The organism is Streptomyces sp. Ru71 (genome assembly GCF_002920535.1).
In the GTDB taxonomy this organism is placed as follows: Bacteria; Actinomycetota; Actinomycetes; order Streptomycetales; family Streptomycetaceae; genus Streptomyces.
The window spans coordinates 37,233-51,301 of the sequence record NZ_PQSS01000023.1; the positions used below are offsets into that span (position 1 = coordinate 37,233).

The following is a 14,069-nucleotide window of genomic DNA, read 5'->3' on the forward strand; positions in this document are numbered from 1 at the left end:
GGTGATCCCCGCCCTCTGAGAGGACCCACCCCTGAACACCATGCTCGCCGAGTCGCTGTCCGCCGTCCTGCTCGCCCTCGTCCTGGCTTGCGCGGTCGTCCGTCCCTGGGGGTGGCCGGAGGCCGTCGTAGCGGTGCCGGCCGCCGCAGTCGTCGTCGGCACCGGGGCGATCTCCCTGGACCACGCCCGCGAGGAGGCCGCCCGCCTGGGCCCGGTGATCGGGTTCCTCGCGGCGGTGCTGGTCCTGGCCGAGCTCTGCGACGACGAGGGGCTGTTCCAGGCGTGCGGGGCGTGGATGGCGCGGGCGGCGGCGGGCAGTCCGACCCGGCTGCTGCTGTACGTCTTCGTCACCGCCTCGGCGATCACGGCCGTGCTCAGCCTGGACGCCACGGTGGTGCTGCTGACCCCGGTCGTGTTCGCCACCGCGGCCCGCCTCGGCGCCCGGCCCAAGCCGCACGTCTACGCCTGCACCCACCTGTCGAACACCGCCTCGCTGCTGCTGCCGGTGTCCAACCTGACCAACCTGCTGGCCTTCTCGGTCAGCGGGCTGAGCTTCGCCCGGTTCGCCTCTCTGATGGCGCTGCCGTGGCTGGCCGCCATCGCCGTGGAGTTCGCGGTGTTCCGGCGGTTCTTCGCCTCCGACCTGGGCGCCGGCGCCGAGACCCCCGACACCGGCGAGCCGCCCCGGGTGCCGGTGTTCGCGCTGCTGACGGTCGCGGGCACGCTGGCCGGGTTCCTGCTCGCCTCCGCGGTCGGCCTGGACCCGGCGTGGGCGGCGTGCGCGGGCGCGCTGGTGCTGGCGGTACGGGCGCTGGCCCGGCGGCGGAAGCGGCCGGCCGAGATCGTCCGGGCCGCCTCCGTGCCGTTCCTGGCCTTCGTGCTGTCCCTGGGCATCGTGGTCCGCGCGGTCGTCGACAACGGACTCGCCGGCGCCCTCGGCCACCTGGTCCCGGACGGCACCTCCCTGCCGGCCCTGCTGGCCGTCGCCGCGCTGGCCGCCGTCCTGGCGAACCTGATCAACAACCTTCCCGCCGTGCTCGTGCTGCTGCCCCTCGCCGCGCCCTCCGGCGCCGGCGCGGTCCTCGCCGTGCTGCTCGGCGTGAACCTCGGGCCCAACCTCACCTACGCCGGCTCGCTGGCCACGCTGCTGTGGCGGCGGATCGTGCACCAGCACGACCACCCGGTGGAGCTGAAGGAGTTCACCAAGCTCGGTCTTCTCGCCGTGCCCCTGTCCCTGGGCGCCGCCGTGGTGGCACTGTGGGGTTCCCTGCTGATGATCGGAGCATGAGCGGAGGCCGGTCGCCATGGCCGTCGTCGTCTGGATCGCCGAGGGCACCTGGCGTGCGTGCGTGGATGCCGCGCGCACCCATGCCGCGGACGCCGCCGACATCGTGCTGCTGCACATCAGCGGCCACGATGTGCCCGACGCCGCACACGGCGCGTTCGCCGGACTGCTGGGCCGCGCCGACCCGGGGCACGACCCCGGCACCCGGCTGGAGCGGATGGCCGCCGACTCCGCGCAGCGCCTCCTCGACGCCGCCGCCGACAGGCTCGGCCGTCCCTGCACCCGGATGGAACGCAAAGGCCGGCCCGAGCGGGAGGTGGTCGTCGCCGCCCGCGACGCCGACCTGCTGATCCTCGCCCGCGACGGCGACCGCACCCACCCGGGACCGAAGAGCCTCGCCCCGCCGTCCCGCTTCGTCGTCGACCACGCCCCGTGCCCCGTGCTGCTGGTGTGGCCGTAGGACGGCGGTTGGGCGGCCGCTACCGGGGGCGCAGGGTCACCAGGGGCCGGCCGTCCGCCGTACGGACCTCGTAGCGGGCGATCTGGCCGGGGTGGAAGGCGGCGCTGCCCTCGACGGTGGCCGCGCGGTCGTCGGAGCCGGGCGCGGTCCAGGTGGTGACGGTCTGCTCCGAGCCGTCGCGGCCGATCACGACCAGGCGACAGGAGCGGGCCCCGGCCGCGTCCCGGACCTTCAGCCGGACCTCGCTGCCCCAGTCCTCGTCGTGCGTGGTGACCTCGGCCCACACCCCCGAGCGCGGGTCCGTCGCGGCGAGCGGCGCGGCCCCGTCGTCGCCGGTCGCGAGGACCGCCACCGCCGGCCCGGTCAGCGCGACGACGACCGCCGCGGCGACGGCGTACAGCAGCCGGCGGCGCCCGGCCCGCCGGCGGCGGCCGATCTCGGCGAGCAGCCGGTCCAGCGGCCCGGGGCCCGCGGTCGCCATCGGGTGCACGGAGCGCGGCGTGGCCCGCCGGTACAGCATCAACTGCCGGGTCACCGGACCGAATTCGGTCACCCGCGCCGAGCAGCCGGCGCACTCCATGAGGTGGTCCTCGAAGCGGAAGGCCTCCGCCTCGTCCAGCACGCCGAGCGCGTAAGCGGCGACGTCGCGATGCCGTTCCAGGGACCTCATGCGAATCCTCGTGCCGTAGGGTGCGGGTGGGGTCACTCCTTGCACCCATCGGTACGGACCACGGCACCGATTGACTCAAGCCACGCACACAAATCGCCGCCGGGGATTCGGAGCGGCAGGGCCCGCGGATTGGTCCGGTCGGGGAAATTTCCGCCGGAGCGGCCGGTGGGTCCGCCGGGCCGGCTCAGAAGAGGTGGATGGCCAGGTGACCGAGCGGCAGCCCGAGCTGCCACGCCGGCGTCCACACCTGGGGCCCGTCGTCCTCGCCGAACACCCCGGCCCCGCCCGGCACCGCGTTCAGGTCGGGCGCGAGCAACTCGGTCTCCTCCAGCCAGCGCCACGCCGCCCGCGCCAGCTCCAGGTCCGGTGTGGCGCAGCCCTCGGCGTCCAGCGCCGCCAGCCGCTCGCGCACCCAGTCCTGCCACGGCTGGTCGTACGCCGTCAGTGACAGCCAGGTCTCCAGCTGGGTGACGACCCGGATGCCGGACAGCTCGCCCTCGGTGTCGGAGAGGAAGATGGTCAGGGCGAGCGCGTCGCGCCCGGCGCGGAACTCGAACGACGTCGGCGGCATCAGATCGCCGGTGCGCAGCAGCTCGTCCGCGATGTATTCGGCGTACAGCCAGGCCATGGGGACGGTGAGTTCTCCGCCGTCGGCGCCGTCCGTGCCCTGGTGACCTCTGTGCAGCATTCCTTCCTGCCTTCCTCCGGTGTCGCGCGTCGCCCGGTGCGGGCCCCCGTCCGGAACACGGATGAAGACAGCCGATTACTCAACCATGGTCAGCAGCAAGGCGCTTTGCGAAGCCTTGACCCAGTGGCCGGTTTCACCGCAGGTCGGCGAGCGGCACGAGGACGCGGGAATTCACGGTACCGGGCGCCGGGCGGGGCGCCGACGCCGCTTTCGCCCCACTGGCCCCGGGAGACGCATCAGTGCCCGGACGTCATGCCGGCATGGAGTGAGTGTGTTCACAGCCCGCCCGGTCGGCGGACACCGGACGGGTCAATGCGGCGCCCGGGCCGTTTGCGAGAGCCGGACCCCACATACCTATTCGTAGGTAAATGTGACCATGGCAGGGGTGAGTGATGAACGCACGCGCACGCAGACGACTGCTGGCCCTGGCTCTCACGGCCGTCCTCGCCGCGGGGGCCGCCTGCCAGGCCCACGAGCGCGAGCAGGCCGGGCGTGCCGCCCCGCCGGCCGGCCCGCGCGGCTTCACCCTCGTCGCCTCCGGGGACGTCCTGCCGCACAGCTCGGTCATCGAGCGGGCGCAGTTCGACTCCGGCGGCATCGGCTACGACTTCCGCCCCCTGTTCGCCGGCGTCAAACCCCTGGTGGCGCCCGCCGACGTGGCCCTGTGCCACATGGAGGGCGTGCGCGGCACGGACGGCGACGACGCCGGCAGCCCTCCCTTCGCCGCGCCGCCCGAGGTCGTCGAGGGACTCGCCGCCACCGGCTACGACAGCTGCGCCACCGCCTCCGACCACGCCCTCGACAGCGGCGCGGACGGCGTGCGGCGCACCCTGGAGACCCTCGACAGGGCCGGCGTGCGGCACGCCGGCACGGCGCGCACCGTGGCGGAGGCGAACTCCGTGACGCTCCTGCGCGCCGGCCGGGCCAAGGTCGCCCACCTCGCCTACACCTTCGACACCGACGGCGTCCCGCTGCCGTCGGGGCAGCCGTGGGCCGTCGGCCTCATCGACGAGGGCAAGATCATCGCGGATGCCCGGGCCGCCCGGAAGGCCGGGGCGGACGTGGTCGTGGTGTCCCTGCGCTGGGGCACCGAGTGGCAGGACGGGCCCGACGACAGGCAGCTCGACCTGGCCCGCCGGCTGACCGCCTCCCGGGACGGCGGCCGCCCCGACATCGACCTGATCCTCGGCACCCACGCCCATGTCCCGCAGCCGTACGAGAAGGTCAACGGCACCTGGGTGGTCTACGGCATGGGCGACGAGGTGGCCGGCGAGATGTACAACCTCGAAGGCGCCGAGGACCCGCGCGGCAACCAGTCCACCCTGAGCCGCTTCACCTTCGCGCCGCCGCGGCGGCCGGGCGGGCGGTGGGAGGTGGTCAGGGCGGAATTCGTCCCGCTGCTGTTCGACGTGGACGCGGGCCGGGTGGTGAACCTCAACCGGGCCCTGGCCGAGGGCGCCGGGGTGCGCGGGGTCCGCGACCGCATCCGCCAGGTGGTGGAGAGCCGGGGCGCGGCCACGGCCGGGCTGGTGATGGGGCAGTAGGGCGGCGGGCGCGGGTCAGTTCACGTCCACGTGCTCGAACATCCTCAGCATCTCGCCGAGCACGCGCAGACAGGCCGAGACGTCGGCGTCGGTGAGGCCGCCGCCGACCTCACGCAGCAACGCCTGCTCACGGGCGAGCACGGCGGTGATCGCCTCCCGGCCCCGCGCGGTCAGGCGGATCAGCGAGGAGCGCTGGTGCGCCGGGTTGGGGATGCTCTCGACCAGGTCCCGGGCGGCGGCGTCGTTCACCATCCGCTGCACGAACTGCCGGCTGAGCGCCTGGGCGCGGCCCATCTGCGGCACGGTCAGCGGGCCGTGCCGGTGCAGCAGGTCCAGTACGGCGCGCACGCCCACGGAGAGCCCTTCGACGGCCTCCCCCTGTTCGACGGCCCGCTGGACGCGCCGGTAGAGGGGGCCGACCACGTCGAAGACCTCGGTGAGGCGGTGGGCGAGCACGTCGGGGGCGAGGGGTTCGTCGGCGGGATTCACCCGCCCATCATGACACCCGAGGTGTCATAGCGCCCTGAGAATGACACCTGGGTTGTCATCATGGCGCCCCTCATGACACCTTGATTGTCATGACGACGAATGAGCGGGACCTCTCCGGCCTGTCCTTCCTCGACCTCGCCGACGGCGGCCGCCTGGCCTACCGCGACACCGGCTCCGGCCCGCCCCTGGTGCTGCTGCACGGCGGCTTCCTGGACCACCGCATGTGGCACGCCCAGATCCCGGCCCTGGCCGCCGGACACCGCGTCCTCGCCCCGGACGCCCGCGGCCACGGCGCCTCGTCCAACGCCACCGGGCCGTTCCGGCAGACCGACGACGTCGCCGAACTGCTGCGCCGGCTGGACACCGGACCGGCCGTGCTCATCGGTCTGTCCATGGGCGCCGGCATCGCCGTCGACACCGCGCTGGAACACCCGGACCTGGTGCGCGCCCTGGTGGTCACCGGCGCGGGCACCAGCGAACCCGACTTCCAGGACCCCTGGAGCACCGCGTTGCTTGCGGAATGGACGGGCGCCCTGGCCGCCGGCGACATCGAGGGCTGGCTGGAGGCGACCCTGCGCTGGGTGGCGGGCCCGCACCGCACCCTCGACCGGATCGACCCCGACGTCGTACGCCGGCTGCGCGAGATGCAGCTCGGCACCATCACCAAGCACACCGCCGACGAGCCCGACTGGCGGGTCCCGGTGACGGACACCTGGAAGCGGGCCGCCGGCATCGAGGTGCCGGTGCTGGCGATCCACGGCGGCATCGACGCCGACGACCACCTGCGCATGGCCGACCGGCTGGTGGCCACGGTGCGCGACGGGCGGGCCGCCACCGTCGACGGCACCGCCCACTACCCGAACATGGAGCGGCCCGAGGCCTATCTGACGCTGCTCACCGGCTTCCTCGGCACGCTCTAACGCCCCGCCAGCGCCGACCGCTTGTACGAGTAGCCGAAGTAGATCACCAGACCGATCACGAACCACACCGCGAACCGCACCCAGGTCTGCCACTGGAGGAAGGTGATCAGCCAGATCGAGAACACCACGCCCAGCGCCGGCACGAACGGCATCCAGGGCGTGCGGAAGGTGCGCGGCAGCTCCGGCTGCCGGTAGCGCAGCACGATCACCGCCGTGCACACCACCACGAACGCCAGCAGGATGCCGATGTTGGTCAACTCGGCCGCCTCGCCGATGGGGACGAATCCCGCGATGGCGGCCGACGCCACCCCGACGATCCACGTCACGCGCGTCGGCACGTGCCGCGTCGGGTGCGTCTTGGCGAACCAGCGGGGCAGCAGGCCGTCCCGGGACATGGAGAACCACACCCGGGTGACGCCCAGCATGAAGGTGAACATCACCGTGAGGATGCCGATGATGGCGCCCACCGCGATGACGTCCGCGAGCCCGCTCAGCCCGACCGACTTGAACGCCGTGGAGAAGCCGCTCTCCTTGTCGATGTCCTTGTAGTTCTGCATGCCCGTCAGCACCAGGCACGCCGCCACGTACAGCACCATGGAGATCGCCAGCGAGTACAGGATCGCCTTCGGCATGTGCCGCTGGGCGTCCTTGGACTCCTCCGCCGCCGTCGACATGGCGTCGTAGCCGAAGACCGCGAAGAACACCGTCGCCGCGCCCGTGAACGCCCCGCTGATTCCGTACGGGAAGAACGGGTGGTAGTTGTCCGTGTCGATGTGGAACACGCCGACGCCGATGACCAGCAGGACCACCAGCACCTTCAGGACCACCACGACCGTCTCGAACCGGGCGGCGTTCCTGATGCCCAGGTTGAGCAGATAGGCGATCAGCAGGCACAGCAGCGCCGCGAACAGGTCGACCCGGTGGCCGTGACCGGTGCCCGGGGCGCCGAGCATCCACTGCGGCAGATCGGCGCCCATCTCCTCCACCAGGAAGCTGAAGTAGCCGGAGATGCCGATGGCGACCACCGCCACGATCGCCGTGTACTCCAGCAGCAGGTCCCAGCCGATGAACCAGCCGGCGAACTCGCCGAGCACCGCGTAGCCGTAGGTGTACGCCGAGCCCGCCTTCGGGATCAGCCCCGCGAACTCGGCGTACGACAGCGCGGCGCAGGCGCTGGCCACGCCGGCGATGAGGAAGGACACCACCACCGCCGGACCCGCCGTGCCGTTGGCCACCGTGCCGGCCAGGGTGAAGATGCCCGCGCCGATGATGCCGCCCACGCCGATCGCGGTCAGCTGCCACAGCCCGAGCGATCTCTCCAGCCTCGGGCCCTCCGCGACTTCCGTCTCCTCGATGTGCTCGATCGGTTTGCGACGGAGAATGCCCTCGCCCATCCGGAGCCCGGCCACGCGTCTCACCTCTTCGCGATCGGCAAACGGCTGACGGCGGATCATGATGTCCCAGTCCCCTCGCCCTGGGAAGACGCCACGCACGAGCCCGGCACGGCGAGGGTCGTCCGATCGGACGACACGACCGTCATCCGATGCGCGCCGCGGGACGAGCCGGGCCGTCGAGGGGAGCGGGCCGGTTCCGGGCGGAGGCTGGAGGCACAGCGCACCAAGCGCTGAGCGTGGACCCGGCACCAGGCCGCGGTCCGCGCCTGTGCGACACGACAGGGAGCCGTCCGGCATGCAGCACAAGGCAAAGAAGTTCTCCACCCGCGCCAAGGTCGTCACCTCCGCCGCCCTCCTCGCCGCCGTCGGCGCCGGTGCGGCCGGCGCGGTGTCCGCCTCCGCCGACACCCCGGCCGCCGCCCCCGCCGCGCTGAAGGAGAAGACCACCACGACCTCCACCCACCTCACGGTCGACGCCGCCACCGACGCCGCCCGGGCCGCCCTGGACGCCGCCGAGAAGGACGGCCAGCGGGTCACCGTGGCCGTCGTCGACCGCAACGGCAACACGATCGTGACCCTGCGCGGCGACGGCGCCGGCCCGCAGTCCTACGAGAGCGCGATCAAGAAGGCGTACACCTCGGTCTCCTGGAACGCGCCCACCTCGGAGCTGGCCAAGCGCCTGGAGAAGGCCCCCAACCTGAAGGACATCCCGGGCACCCTGTTCCTCGCCGGCGGCGCCCCGGTCGCGTACAACAGCGCGCCGATCGCGGGCATCGGCGTCGCGGGCGCCCCGTCCGGCGACCTGGACGAGAAGTTCGCGCAGGCCGGCGTCGACGCGATCAGCAACGGCCGCTGACCGCCCGGGCCACCCGCGTGAGCGCCACCCTGACCGGGCGGCACGCTCCCGAACCGGCGGCGCGCGGCCTCCCCCCGGCCGCGCGCCGCCGGCGCACCCGCCTGACCGCCGTACTGTCGTCCGTCGCCGCCCTGTGGAGGAGTCGCGCCGTGCCCCGAGAGGAACCGTCCGCCGCCGATCTCGCCCTGCTCCGGGCCGCCGGCCGCGGTGACGCCGACGCCGTCCGGGCCGCGCTGGCCCGGGGTGCCCGCCTGGAGACCCGCGACGCCGACGGCCGTACGCCCCTGCTGCGCGCCGCCCTCGCCGACCATGTCCAGGCGGCCCGCGCGCTGGTCGCCGCCGGCGCCGACGTCGACGCCCGCGACGACCGGCAGGACAGCCCGTGGCTGGTCACCGGTGTCACCGGCAGCGTCGCCATGATGCGCGCGCTGCTGCCCGGCGGCCCGGACGTGACGCTGACCAACCGCTTCGGCGGCGTGTCGGTCATCCCGGCGAGCGAACGCGGCCACGTCGACTACGTGCGGGCGGTACTGGCCGAGACCGGCACCGACGTCGACCACGTCAACCGGCTCGGCTGGACGGCGCTGCTGGAGGCCGTGATCCTCGGCGACGGCGGCCGCGTCCACCAGGAGGTCGTCGAGGTCCTGCTCGCCGCGGGCGCCGACCCGTCGCTGCCCGACGGTGAGGGCACCACGGCCCTCGCACACGCCGAGCGCCGCGGCTTCACGGGCATCGCGGCGGTGCTGCGCCGGGCCGAGGGCGGACGCCGATGAGCCGTCGTACAGCGGCGGCCGGTCCGCTCGCCGCGCTGGCCGCCGCCGTGGCCCTGACCGCCTGCACCGCGGGCCCCGGCAACCCCAGCGTCACCCCCTCCGCCCCACAGACCTCGGCCTCAGCACCGGCGCCCCCGGCCACCACCCCCGGTGAGACCCTCCTGCTCACCGACTTCGGCGCCGACACGGTCACCTTCCTCGACCCCGCCCACCGCCGCACCCTCGGCTCGGTGAAGGTCGGCACCGCCCCCTACGGCGTCGCCGTCGACGCCCGCGGCACCGCCTGGGTGGCGACCGCCGAGGGCGTGGCCGCCGTGGACACCGCGGCCCGCCGGCGCACCGCGCTGATCCCGTACACCACCGACACGGGGCCCGTGACGACGGGGGAGTACCGGGGCGGCGGCATGGGCATCGCCCTGTCCCCGGACGGCACGCGCGCGTACGTCGGCGTGAACGTGCCCGGCGGCGACGGCGTCCTGGAGATCGTCGACACCCGAAACGCCGAGGTCGTCGCGACCGTGCCCGTGGGACGCCGCCCCTTCGACGTCGACGTCTCCCGCGACGGCCGCCAGGTGTACGTCACCGGCCACGACTCCTTCGACGTCACCGTCGTCGACCCGCGCACCCTCGCCGCCCGCCGCATCGAGGTCGCCCCGTACGGCACCGAAGGCGGCCTGGGCTCCTGGCTGAAGCCGCACTACACCGCCGTACGCCCCACGGACGGCGCCCTGCTGCTGCCCTTCGAGGGCGAGCGCCTCGCGGTCGTCGACCCCACCACCGGCCACGTCCGCATCGAGCGCATGACCGCCGACACGCACCAGCACGGCGTCACCGTCGCCGCCGACGGCACCCTCTACGCCGTCGGCACCGGCCCCGCCGACCCCGCGCGGGACGAGGGACCCTCGCTGACCGTGCGCACCCCGGCCGGAACCGAACGGGTCATCCCGCTGGACGGCCCGCACGAGAGTGCCGCCCTGTCCGCCGACGGCCGCACCGCCTACGTCTCGGGCGGCTTCACCCGCGACGGGTACTGGAACGGCCTCAGCGTCGTCGACACCCGCACCGGAGCGGTGACCCGCGTCCCGGCCGGCCGGCGCCCGCTGGGGATCGCGGTCCTGCCGGCGGCTACGGCACCACCGTCACCGGCCACCGCCCCGCCTTCACCAGGCGCACCGCGACCGAGCCGATGATCCGGTGGCCGGCCTGCTCGGAGGCGCCCACCACCACCGCGTCCGCCTTCAGCTCGTCGGCGGCCTTCACCAGGCCGTTGTAGGGGTCGCCGCGGAAGGTGTGGAACTCCCAGCGCACGTCGAATATCCCCCTGACCCGCTCGGTCGCCTCCCGGATCTGCGCCACGATGTCCTCGGCGATCTCGTCGGTGGTGTCCGCCACCGGGGCGCCGAGGGCCGCGCCCCCCGCCAGCACCGGCTGCACGTAGACCACCGCCAGCAGCGCCCGCTGCCGCCTGGCCAGACCGCCCGCGTAGGCCGCGGCGCGCAGCGAGGACTCGGAGCCGTCCACCCCGGCCACGATGACCTTCGGCCCGTCGGTGCCCCGTTCGAACTGGTGGGGGTCGAACTGGTGCGAGTGCTGTTCCGTCACGACCCGAGGCTATCGGAGCCGCCCGCTCCGCAAGCCGGCCGGGGACCGCTCGACGGGCGAACGAGCCGCGGCCTTCCTACAGTCGGATGGTATGAGTGCCACCGCGGAGGCCGCCGCCCGACGGGACACCCCTGGGCCGGCACGGCCCTCCGGGAGCCGCTTGCTCAGCCGGGTGCCCGAGGGCTTCGCGACCTTCTTCGGCGCCCTCGGCCTGCTGTGCGTGCTGCTGGCCCTCATACCGCCCCTGCGGCGCCTGCTGCGCCCCGTCGTGCGCTTTCTGGACCTCCTGCTGGTCCCCATCAGCGCCAACCTCGCCTACGCCGTCTTCCTGTTCCTGCTGGCCGCCGCCACCGCCGCCCGCAAAAGGATCGCCTGGTGGCTGGTCGTCGTCTACCTGGGCCTGGTGGTCCTCACCGACGTCCTGGGCCTCGCCGTCGGCCTGTACGCCGAGTCCGTGCCCTCCCTGGTGGTGTGCGCCCTCGCCCTGGCGCTGCTGGTCGTCGCCCGCCGCGAGTTCTACGCCGCCTCCCGCAAGGCCGCCGTACGCCGCGCCCTCGCCGTCCTGCTGGCCGGGCTGGCCGTGGCGATCCTCGTCGGCTGGGGCCTGGTCGAGGCCTTCCCCGGCACACTGCCGCACGGCCAGCGGCTGTCCTGGGCCGCCAACCGGGTCCTGGGCGGGCTGGTCTCGGCCGGCTCCTTCGACGGGCGCCCGCCCCGCGCCCTGTTCTTCCTGCTCGGCCTGTTCGGCGCGCTCGCCCTGCTGAACGCCGCCGCCACCCTCTTCCGCTCCCAGCGCCTGGAAGCCGCCCTCCACGACGACGAGGAGGAACGCATCCGCGCCCTGCTCGGCCGCTACGGCGACCAGGACTCGCTCGGCTACTTCGCCACCCGGCGCGACAAGGCCGTCGTCTTCTCGCCCAGCGGCAAGGCCGCCGTCACCTACCGCGTCGAAGCAGGCGTCTGCCTGGCCAGCGGCGACCCCGTCGGCGACCGCGAGGCCTGGCCGCACGCCATCGCCGCCTGGCTCGACGTGGCCCGCCGCTACGGCTGGGCGCCCGCGGTGATGGGCGCCTCCGAGGAGGGCGCCACCGCCTACGCCCGCGCCGGCCTCGGCGCCCTCCAGCTCGGCGACGAGGCCATCGTGCAGGTGTCCTGCTTCGACCTGGACGGCCGCGACATGCGGGTCACCCGGCAGGCCGTGCACCGGGTCCGCCGCACCGGCGCCACCTGCCGCATCCGCCGCCACGAAGCGCTCACCGAAGCCGAGATGGAGGAGATCGTCGGCAAGGCCGACGCCTGGCGCGACACCGAGACCGAACGCGGCTTCTCCATGGCCCTGGACCGCCTCGGCGACCCCGCCGACGGCGACTGCCTGCTGGTGGAGGCGTTCGGCGAGGACGGCCGGCTGATCGCCCTGCTCTCCTTCGTGCCCTGGGGCCGCGACGGCATCTCCCTGGACCTGATGCGCCGCGACCGCGACACCGCCCCCAACGGCGTCATGGAGTTCATGGTCGCCGAGCTGTGCGCCGCCGCCCCCAAGCTGGGCGTGCGCCGCATCTCGCTGAACTTCGCCGTCTTCCGCTCGGTCTTCGAGGAGGGCGCCCGCATCGGCGCCGGACCCGTCCTGCGGCTGTGGCGCCGCCTGCTGCTGTTCTTCTCCCGCTGGTGGCAGCTGGAGGCCCTGTACCGCTCCAACGCCAAGTACCACCCCGAGTGGTACCCGCGCTTCCTGTGCTACGGCGACGCCGCCGCCCTCGCCCGGATCGGCCTCGCCTCAGGCATCGCCGAGGGCTTCGTCCCCGTGCCGTCGCTGCGCAAGCTCTGGGGCAAGGCGCACCCGAGGGGGGTGCGGCGGCCCGCCACCACCGAGGGCCTGCCGCCGCTGGCGGCACTCGGTCTCGACGGAGGGGGCGAGACCGGGGCCGGCGGCCCGGACGCGGGCCTGCCCGAGCAGGTCCGCGTCCGGCACCGCACCCTTCAGCGGCTGCGCGCCGAGGGCACCGACCCCTACCCGGTCGGCGTCCCGGCCCGCACCCACACCCTCGCCGAGGTCCGCGACGGCGAGGAGGTCACCGTCGCCGGGCGGATCATGCTGGTGCGCGACTTCGGCGGCATCGTCTTCGTCGTCCTGCGCGACTGGTCCGGCGACCACCAGCTCGCCCTCACCCGCGAGCGGACCGGCGCCGCGCTGCGGCGCTTCCGCGCCGACACCGACATCGGCGACCACATCACCGCCAGCGGCCGGGCCGGCGTCAGCGACAAGGGCGAACCGACCGTCTTCGTCACCGCCTGGCAGCTCACCGGCAAGTGCCTGCGCCCGCTGCCCGACAAGCGCCGCGGCCTGGCCGACCCGGAGACCAGGGTGCGCATGCGCTACCTCGACCTGGCCACCAGCCCCGCCGCACGCGAGGTGGTCCGCGCCCGCTCCACCGCCGTCCAGGCGCTGCGCCAGGGCCTGCTGGAGCGCGGCTACCTGGAGGTCGAGACGCCGATGCTGCAGCAGATCCACGGCGGCGCCAACGCCCGCCCCTTCACCACCCACATCAACGCCTACGACCTCGACCTGTACCTGCGCATCGCGCCCGAGCTGTATCTGAAGCGGCTGTGCGTGGGCGGCCTGGAGAAGGTCTTCGAACTGGGCCGCACCTTCCGCAACGAGGGCGTCTCCTACAAGCACAACCCCGAGTTCACGATGCTGGAGGCCTACCAGGCGTTCGCCGACTACGACGTGATGCTCGACCTGGTCCGCGAGCTGATCCAGGGCGCGGCCACGGCCGCCTTCGGAACGCCCGTCGCCCGCAAGGACGGCCGCGAGTACGACATCTCGGGCCGGTGGCCGGTCAAGACCGTCCACGGCGCGATCTCGGAGGCGCTCGGCGAGGAGATCGACGCCGGCACCGACCTGGCCCGGCTGCACCGGCTGTGCGACCGCGCGGGCGTGCCGTACACCCAGGACGACGGCCGAGGCGACGTCGTGCTGGAGATGTACGAGCGGCTGGTGGAGGAGCGCACCGAGCTGCCCACCTTCTACAAGGACTTCCCGACCGACGTCTCCCCGCTCACCCGGCAGCACCGCGCCGACCCGCGCCTGGCCGAGCGCTGGGACCTGGTCGCCTTCGGCACCGAGCTGGGCACCGCCTACTCCGAGCTGACCGACCCGGTGGAGCAGCGCCGCCGGCTGACCGAGCAGTCCCTGCTGGCGGCGGGCGGCGACCCGGAGGCCATGGAGCTCGACGAGGACTTCCTGGACGCCCTGGAGTACGCCATGCCGCCCACCGGCGGGCTCGGCATCGGTGTGGACCGCCTGGTGATGTTCCTGACCGGTCTGACCATCCGCGAGACCCTTCCCTTCCCGCTGGTCCGCCGCCGCTGACGGCCGGGGCCGCTG

At 73.9% G+C, this 14,069-nt stretch carries 13 protein-coding genes; 8 read left to right on the top strand and 5 right to left on the bottom strand.

Features of this window, described 5'->3' with window-relative positions:
* Window positions 1-31 precede the first annotated feature (31 nt).
* Entirely contained in the window at window positions 32-1,288 is a 1,257-nt protein-coding gene (locus C3489_RS16345) for an SLC13 family permease (protein WP_103782560.1), read from the top strand.
* A 16-nt stretch (window positions 1,289-1,304) separates the two neighbouring features.
* A complete protein-coding gene (locus tag C3489_RS16350; RefSeq protein WP_103782561.1) occupies window positions 1,305-1,745 on the top strand; it encodes a universal stress protein in 441 nt (146 codons plus the stop codon).
* Between the two features lie 19 nt (window positions 1,746-1,764).
* Here the strand turns inward: C3489_RS16350 and C3489_RS16355 are convergent, their stop codons facing one another.
* Both C3489_RS16355 and C3489_RS16360 read right to left on the bottom strand, forming a co-directional pair.
* Window positions 1,765-2,415: a zf-HC2 domain-containing protein gene (locus tag C3489_RS16355; protein ID WP_103782562.1), complete on the bottom strand. Its 651-nt coding sequence runs from the start codon at window positions 2,413-2,415 to the stop codon at window positions 1,765-1,767.
* Between the two features lie 184 nt (window positions 2,416-2,599).
* Window positions 2,600-3,103: a hypothetical protein gene (locus tag C3489_RS16360; RefSeq protein ID WP_103782563.1), complete on the bottom strand. Its 504-nt coding sequence runs from the start codon at window positions 3,101-3,103 to the stop codon at window positions 2,600-2,602.
* Between the two features lie 392 nt (window positions 3,104-3,495).
* Here C3489_RS16360 and C3489_RS16365 point away from each other — a divergent pair, with 392 nt between their 5' ends.
* Window positions 3,496-4,647 carry a CapA family protein gene (locus C3489_RS16365; protein ID WP_103782564.1) on the top strand — a complete coding sequence of 384 codons (1,152 nt, stop codon included), beginning with the start codon at window positions 3,496-3,498 and terminating at the stop codon, window positions 4,645-4,647.
* 15 nt (window positions 4,648-4,662) lie between these two features.
* Here C3489_RS16365 and C3489_RS16370 read toward each other — a convergent pair whose 3' ends face one another.
* Window positions 4,663-5,136, bottom strand: coding sequence for a MarR family winged helix-turn-helix transcriptional regulator (locus tag C3489_RS16370; RefSeq protein WP_103782565.1), 474 nt, complete (start codon window positions 5,134-5,136; stop codon window positions 4,663-4,665).
* A gap of 89 nt (window positions 5,137-5,225) precedes the next feature.
* On the opposite strand from C3489_RS16370, the gene C3489_RS16375 reads away from it, so the two are divergent.
* Window positions 5,226-6,056 carry an alpha/beta fold hydrolase gene (locus C3489_RS16375; RefSeq protein ID WP_103782566.1) on the top strand — a complete coding sequence of 277 codons (831 nt, stop codon included), beginning with the start codon at window positions 5,226-5,228 and terminating at the stop codon, window positions 6,054-6,056.
* Here C3489_RS16375 and C3489_RS16380 read toward each other — a convergent pair.
* A complete protein-coding gene (locus C3489_RS16380) occupies window positions 6,053-7,465 on the bottom strand; it encodes an amino acid permease (RefSeq protein ID WP_103782567.1) in 1,413 nt (470 codons plus the stop codon). The genes C3489_RS16375 and C3489_RS16380 overlap by 4 nt on opposite strands.
* A 280-nt stretch (window positions 7,466-7,745) precedes the next feature.
* Between C3489_RS16380 and C3489_RS16385 the strand changes: the two genes are divergently transcribed.
* The 3 genes from C3489_RS16385 to C3489_RS16395 all read left to right on the top strand — a co-directional run bounded on the left by C3489_RS16385 (window position 7,746) and on the right by C3489_RS16395 (window position 10,269).
* Entirely contained in the window at window positions 7,746-8,306 is a 561-nt protein-coding gene (locus C3489_RS16385) for a heme-binding protein (protein ID WP_103782568.1), read from the top strand.
* A gap of 149 nt (window positions 8,307-8,455) precedes the next feature.
* Window positions 8,456-9,079 (top strand): ankyrin repeat domain-containing protein, encoded by a 624-nt coding sequence (locus tag C3489_RS16390; RefSeq protein ID WP_103782609.1) that lies wholly within the window; start codon window positions 8,456-8,458, stop codon window positions 9,077-9,079.
* Complete coding sequence (locus tag C3489_RS16395; RefSeq protein WP_258054715.1) at window positions 9,076-10,269, top strand: YncE family protein; 1,194 nt, start codon at window positions 9,076-9,078, stop codon at window positions 10,267-10,269. Before C3489_RS16390 ends, C3489_RS16395 begins: the two co-directional genes overlap by 4 nt.
* Here the strand turns inward: C3489_RS16395 and C3489_RS16400 are convergent.
* Entirely contained in the window at window positions 10,205-10,681 is a 477-nt protein-coding gene (locus C3489_RS16400; protein WP_103782569.1) for a universal stress protein, read from the bottom strand. The genes C3489_RS16395 and C3489_RS16400 overlap by 65 nt on opposite strands.
* Window positions 10,682-10,772: 91 nt before the next feature.
* Between C3489_RS16400 and lysX the strand changes: the two genes are divergently transcribed.
* Window positions 10,773-14,054: a bifunctional lysylphosphatidylglycerol synthetase/lysine--tRNA ligase LysX gene (gene lysX, locus C3489_RS16405; protein ID WP_103782570.1), complete on the top strand. Its 3,282-nt coding sequence runs from the start codon at window positions 10,773-10,775 to the stop codon at window positions 14,052-14,054.
* Window positions 14,055-14,069: the final 15 nt, after the last annotated feature.